General features: G+C 72.2%; 4 protein-coding genes and 1 pseudogene (1 of these 5 only partly in view). 3 read left to right on the forward strand and 2 right to left on the reverse strand.

The features are described 5' to 3' along the window. The 3 genes from D455_RS0113495 to D455_RS34170 all read left to right on the forward strand — a co-directional run. Positions 1–1,665 (forward strand): ABC transporter permease (locus D455_RS0113495; RefSeq protein WP_017571247.1); only part of this gene is annotated, 1,665 nt, incomplete at its 5' end. A gap of 103 nt (positions 1,666–1,768) precedes the next feature. Continuing rightward, positions 1,769–2,737 (forward strand): zinc-binding dehydrogenase, encoded by a 969-nt coding sequence (locus D455_RS0113500; RefSeq protein WP_017571248.1) that lies wholly within the window; start codon positions 1,769–1,771, stop codon positions 2,735–2,737. An 80-nt stretch (positions 2,738–2,817) separates the two neighbouring features. Then, a complete protein-coding gene (locus tag D455_RS34170) occupies positions 2,818–3,633 on the forward strand; it encodes a hypothetical protein (RefSeq protein WP_017571249.1) in 816 nt (271 codons plus the stop codon). 133 nt (positions 3,634–3,766) lie between these two features. Here D455_RS34170 and D455_RS0113510 read toward each other — a convergent pair whose 3' ends face one another. Beyond that, positions 3,767–5,884, reverse strand: a complete 2,118-nt coding sequence (locus tag D455_RS0113510; RefSeq protein ID WP_017571250.1) for a coiled-coil domain-containing protein — start codon at positions 5,882–5,884, stop codon at positions 3,767–3,769. Between the two features lie 373 nt (positions 5,885–6,257). Then, positions 6,258–6,483, reverse strand: a pseudogene (locus D455_RS30320) (class I SAM-dependent methyltransferase) (it continues 1,012 nt past the right edge of the window).

Consider the following 6,483-nt stretch of genomic DNA (forward strand, 5'->3'; position numbering starts at 1 on the left):
CAGCGGCAGACGGAGTTGGCGCTGCTGCGCTGTGTCGGCGCCACACGCGCCCAGGTCTTCCGCTCCGTGCTGCTGGAGGCCCTCATCGTCGGTCTGCTCTCCTCCGCCGTCGGTGTGGCGGTCGGTACGGGACTGGGAGCGGCCGGGTTCGCGGTGCTCACCGCGATCAACCCGGACATGGCGACGGCACCCGTCATCACACCCACGGCGGTCGCCACGGGCCTGGCCGTCGGCACCGTCGTGACGATGGTGTCCGCCCTGGTACCGGCCCTGCGCGCGACCCGTGTCCCGCCACTGGCCGCGCTGCGCTCAGGTGTCACCGCGCACGCGCCGGGTGAGCGACGAGCGGGTGTGCGGCGGGTGGTGGCGTCGCTTCCCCTCCTGGCCGGGTCCGTCGTCGTCTGCGTGTTCGCGCTGCGATCCGAACCCGGAGAGGCCGCCATGGGCATGGTGGTCGCCTCGGGGCTGCTCGCGTTCGTCGGGGTGCTGATCCTGGGGCCCGTGCTGGTGAACGCCCTGACGGCGCTGGTCGCCGGACCGCTGCGACGCACCGGGGTGGCGGGGGCGCTCGCCGCCGACAACTCCCGCCGCAGTCCCAAGCGCGTCGCCACCGCGATGATCGCCCTCACCGTGGGGATCACGCTCGTCACCGGTTTCTCGGTGATCAGCAGCACCATGGAGAGGACGCTCGACCACAAGCTCGACACGCAGTTCCCCATCGACTACACGCTCTCCACGTACTACGACGAGGAGGACGAGGGCATCCCCGGCGGGATAGCGCGGGAACTGCGGACCGACGACGACTTCGCCGACGTCCACACGGTCCGGGGCGTCGACACCGAGGTCTCCGGGCACACGGTCCGGGTGGGCGCGGTCACCGGTGTCTCCCTCCGGGAGGCGGTCGGTGAGGCGGTGCTGGAGGGTGACCCGGACGGCGCCGCGGGGACCGCGGTGCTGAGGGAGGACGCCGCCGCGGACCTGGGCGCGGGCGTGGGCGACACGATCGCCGTGGAGACGGGGGAGGGCGAACGCGAGGTCGAGGTCGCGGCGGTCGTCGAAAGGCAGACGATCCTTCCGCAGGTCACGCTTCCGCTGACGGACTTCGCCTCCGGTTTCGACCGGGTCAGCGACGACACGGTGTACGTGGTCCTGGCCGACGGCGTGCCCTCGGAGCGGGCGCGCGCCGAGCTGGAGGCGGTGATCGCCGACGAGCCGACCGTCGCGCTGAGCAACTCCGCCGCGATCAAGGAGCAGTACACGGCCATGATGGACCGGCTGTTCCTGGCCGTGGTCGGGCTGCTGGGGCTGACGATCGTGATCGCGGTGTTCGGTATCGCCAACACCATGGCCCTGTCGGTCCTGGAACGCACCCGTGAGTCCGCGCTCCTGCGGGCCCTGGGTCTGTCGCGTGGACAGATGTACCGCATGCTCGCGGTCGAGGCCGCGCTCGTCTCGGGGATCGGCGCGGTCGTCGGCGTCGTCCTGGGCGTGGTCTTCGGTGCCCTCGCGGGGCGGACGATGCTGGAGGGAACGCTGTTCGCCCTTCCTGCGGGTGACATCGCGCTCTTCCTCGCGTGCGCCGTGGCGGTCGGGCTGCTCGCGGGGGTACTGCCCGCCCGCATGGCGGCCCGCGCCTCGATCACGGAGTCCCTGACCGACCAGTGACGCGGCCCGGTCGCTCTTCGGGGCGGGGCCGGCGCCGCCCCGCCTGGCGTTTCGGTGCCCCTGGGGTGGAACCGGATTCGGTCGCCGTGGTTGGCTTCGGGGTATGTTCGCTATCACCGCAGCACGCATCGCGCCCGACGACCCCGTCTCCGGCCTGGAGGCGGGTGAACGCCCCGACCCCGAGCCCCGGGAGGGGTGGACGACGGTCGACGTCAGGGCCGCCTCCCTCAACCACCACGACCTGTGGAGCCTGCGCGGTGTCGGTCTCGGCGAGGACCGCCTGCCCATGGTCCTGGGCTGTGACGCGGCCGGTGTGGACGAGGACGGCCGTGAGGTCATCGTCCACGGGGTCGTCGGCGACCCAGCGGCCGGGGGCGGCGACGAGACGCGAGACCCCCGCCGTTCGCTGCTCTCGGAGGTGTACGACGGCACGTTCGCGGAGAAGGTCCTGGTGCCCCGGGGCAACCTGGTGCCCAAACCGGCGGAGCTGTCCTTCGAGGAGGCCGCCTGCCTGCCCACCGCGTGGCTCACCGCCTACAGCATGCTCTTCGGCAAGGCCGACCTGCGGCCGGGTTCCACGGTGCTCGTGCAGGGTGCGGGGGGAGGCGTGGCCGCGGCGCTCATCCGGCTGGCGGCCCAGGTCGGGCACCGCGTCTACGCCACCAGCCGCAGCGAGGAGAAGCGGATCAGGGCTCTGGCGCTGGGCGCCCACGCGGCGCTGCCCACGGGCGAACGCCTGCCCGAGAAGGTGGACGCCGTCTTCGACTCGGTCGGCCAGGCCACGTGGAAGCACTCGCTGCGCTCCCTGAAGTCGGGCGGAGCCGTCATCACCTGCGGCGCGACCAGCGGTGACGCGCCCCCGGCCGAGCTCAACCGGGTGTTCTTCCTCCAGTTGCGGGTCATCGGCTCCACCATGGGAACCCGGGAGGAGCTGGCCGCCCTCGCCCAGATGTGCGTGCGCACCGGCGTGCGGCCCGAGATCGACCGGGTACTGCCCCTGGCGCGGGCCAAGGAGGGCTTCCAGGCGATGGCCGACGGGGAGCAGTTCGGCAAGATCGTCTTCACGGTCTGACACCGACGGGCGCACGGAGGCCGTTCCGGCGTTCCGGGGCCCGGACGAACCGGGCTCCGGTCGCCGGGATCGCAGGGAACGTGACGCACCACATCCACCACCCCCCGGTCCCCCCTTCTCCCCGGACCGACATCCTGTGGTCGGTCGCCCGCCACAGCGCGGCCCTGTGCTCGACGTGGTACGCGGCAGCCGCCGTCGCGGTACCGTCCTTCTGCCTCGTCCTGCTCTTCGCGCCCTCCCCGCCGCCCCTCCTCCCGGTGTTGGCTGCGCACGTCCTCCTGCTGCTCAGCGCGGCCATGGCCTGGCTGGGTCTGCGCGCCGCGCGGGAGAGGGGCCGACCGCTGCCGACGGTCGTGGGATGCGCGGCGGGGCCCGCCCTGGGGTTGGCGCACTACCTGCTGTCGTCTCCGGTGGCCCCCTATCCCTGGCCCTACCTCCTCATGTGGGCCGCGCCCGCGTCGGCCGCCCTGCTGCCCTGCCTCGCGGCGGCCGTTTCGCGGGCACGGACGGACGGCCCCGCGCGGACACCGCATCCCGCTGTGGCGGTGGCGGCGTGGACCACGCTGGTTTCACTGGCGGCCGTGGCGGGCGGCAACGGCCTGCTCCTGGCCATCCTCATCGATCAACCCGAGCTCGGGGCAGGCATCACCCTGATGCTGGGGGTGGGGCCGCTCCTGCCCGTGACTGCGGTGGCGAGCGGACTCGGGGCGGCACTGGCCCGGGGTGACGGCCGATCCCGGCCGGTACTGGTCGGTTGTGTGATCGCGATGGCGGCCACGGCGATCCCCGTGTTCCTCGACCTGTGGATGGCCGAGGCCGCACTGGTGCCGACAGCCGTCCTCCTGGGCGTCTCCTGGTGGCGGACACGGGCCGAGAAGGACCTCACGCACCTCTGAGGCCGTCAGCGGACGCTCCCCGAACGCCGGTGACACGCGGTCGGCCATCCCGAGGAGAACGCGACGGGGCCGGGACACCCGCGGTGTCCCGGCCCCCGGCCCCTGCCCGCCCGGAACTCACCGGGCGGGCGGCCTACTCGTCGTCCTCGTCATCGTCGCGGCGGCGCTTCTTCTTGCCGTCCCGCCCCGGGCGCAGCAGCGCCTCGGCCAGGGCCAGCACCGTCTCCTCCAGGGAGGAGAACCGCTTGGTGATGTCGTCGTGCGAGTTCTCGACCGCCTCGGTGACGGTCTCCTCCAGCTCGTGCCGGTCCGGGCGCTGCTTGAGCTCGCGCAGCACCGGCGTCACGGACGAGGTGACGTGCTCGTCGATCTCGTCCAGCTTGCCGGTGTGGTCCAGCTGCGGCCGGTCCACCAGCTCGGTCAGGCGGCGGTGCAGTTCGCTGACCTCCAGGGCCTGCGGCAGCTGGTTGAGCCGCTGGTTGAGCGCCTCCAACCGGTCGTCGAGGGCCTCCATACGGCCGTCCACGCCCTCGAAGTGCCCGCTGACGCCCTCGAACTGGCCCTCGACGCCGTTGACCCGGCCGTCGAGACCGTCCAGGCGGCCGTTGACGCCGTCCATCCGGCCGTCGATGCGGTCGAGCTTGCCCTCGACGCCCTCGAAGCTCCCCTCGAAGTGCCCCTCGAAGGTGTCGAAGCGGTCGGTGAGGCGGCCGAGCTCGTGGTCCACCTTGCCGGTGATCTGCGACAGGTGGTTGTCGACCTTGCCCGTCAGGGCCTCGCGCTGGCGCTCCAGCCGCTCGTCCAGGGCCGTCCGGTGCGCCTCCGCCTGCTCGGTGAGCGACTCGGTGAGCGTGCGCGCGTGCTCCTCGGTCTCGGCGGCGAGCCTGGTGCTGCTCTCGTGGACGAACGTCCGCAGCTCGGCGAAGTCGGCGGTGACGCGCTCGGCGTCCTCGGTGATCCGCGCGCCCAGGGCGTCGGTGCGCTTGGCCACCGACTCCCGCAGCCGTTCGGCGTCGGCCTCGGCCTGCTCCCGTGCCTCGGTGCGGCCCAGCTCCATCTGCTCGTCGATCTCGGCCAGGCGCTGGCGCAGGTGGGACCGCAGCTCGGTGAGCGACGACTCGTGGTCCTCACGCAGCTTGGCGAGCGCACCGGTGACGTCGGCGACGGCGGCCGTGGTCTCGGCGTTGTTCTCCTCGGCCTGGGTGCTGAGGTGGCTGACGCTCTCGGTGAGCTTGGCGGTGAGGGTCTCGTGGCGCTCGCCGGAGGCGGTGGCCAGGCTGCCCAGTTCCTCGGCGAGGGCGGAGGTGCGCTCGCCCAGCTCACCGGTGTTCTCCTGGAGGCGCGACAGCAGCGTCTCGTGCTGCTCGGCGGTGCGCTCCTCCACGGAGGCGCGCAGCTTCTCGACGCGCTCCTCGACGAACGAGCGCAGCTCGCCGGAGGCCTCCTCCACCTTGGCCGTGACGGTCTCGCCCAGCCGGGTGTCGGCGGCGGTCAGGGCCTCGCGGCTCTCGTCCACGGCCTTGGTGAGGCTCTCGCGGCTGGCGGCGACGGCCTCGGCCAGTTCGGTACGGCCCTCGGCCAGGGCCTCGGAGAGCTCCGACTTCCCGCTGGCCAGGGCCTCGGCCAGTTCCGTGCGGCTCTCGCCGACCGCGGTGGTGAGGGCCTCGTGGCGGCTGTCGGAGGCCTTCGACAGCGCGGACAGCGACGTCTCCACGGCCTCGGCCTTGGCGGTGAGGGAGGCGAGGGCGGTGTCGAGGGCGTCCAGGCGCTCGCCGAAGGTCGTGCTCAGCCCCTCCAGGCGCTCACCGAGCTCGGTGACCTGCTCGGCGGTGCGGTTACCGGTCTCGGCCATCCGCTGGAGACGGGCGAGCGCGGTGTCCAGGTGACCGGCGATGCGGTTGGTGTCCGCGCGAAGGGAGGGCAGGTCCGACAGCGGCTTGACCTGCTGGCCGACGACCTCGATGTGCTCGGCGAGGGTTTCCGCCCACTCCGGGGGTCGGGCCAGGAAGTCGTCGACGCGGCTGTTGACCGTGGAGACCGACTCGGTGAGGGCGGTGAGCTCACGCTCGCGTAGTTCGCGCAGAAGCCACTCCATGCCCTCCAGGCGCTGGCGCATCTCCTCGCTGACCGCGCCCTGCGACTTCTGCTCGGAGACGTGCTCCTGCGCGGCCTGGGAGAGCAGGTCGCGCATCCGGTCGGAGATCCCGGCCTGACCTCCCCCGTTGAGGAAGTTGTGATTGGTCTGTTCCACCGAGGTGCTCCTTATTTCTCTGGCGCTCCCGTATCCGTCCGGGGGAGTGGACGGTGGGTTCCGGACGGCTCGGGTTCTCGATGGTCCCCGGGTGGGCGGCGCTCTCACACCAGTACGGCGTCATCGTGACTGGGGCGTGACTGAGCGTGTGCGCGGGAGGCAAGGTCCATGCTTCGGTCGAGCCGCGGGGGCGGGTCAACACACATGGCCTTCCGGGGAAATCCATGAGAAGGGAAAGAATGCAGCGCGGTCAGTTTAACGACACCCGCCCCTCCGTCCCCAGGGGATGGCCAAAGATCTGGGTGCGGAAGGTAACGATCTGGGCGGATTTCGTGATCTGGGGGTCTCGCGGCGCACTCCAGCCCCCTCGACCTCACCCGTTCGGGGTATCGCCCGCCACCTCGCGGCACAGCAGGCCGAAGGGCCGCTCCCCGATCCGCGTGAGCACGACCGTCACCGACTCGGGCCCCGACGCCCGCAGGTCCCGGCGCAGTTTCTCGGTGTCCACGGCCGACCCCCGCTTCTTGACCGTCACCGTCCCCGCGTCCAGCCTCCGTACCGCCGCGCGCAGCCGCTTCAGCGAGAACGGCAGGACCTCC

Origin of the sequence: Nocardiopsis halotolerans DSM 44410 (assembly GCF_000341065.1) — a bacterium.
Taxonomy (GTDB): Bacteria; Actinomycetota; Actinomycetes; order Streptosporangiales; family Streptosporangiaceae; genus Nocardiopsis; species Nocardiopsis halotolerans.

Excerpts from the sequence above, each read along its gene's own strand:
- D455_RS0113500 (WP_017571248.1), top strand. The coding sequence starts at position 1,769 with ATGTTCGCTATCACCGCAGCACGCATCGCGCCCGACGACCCCGTCTCC.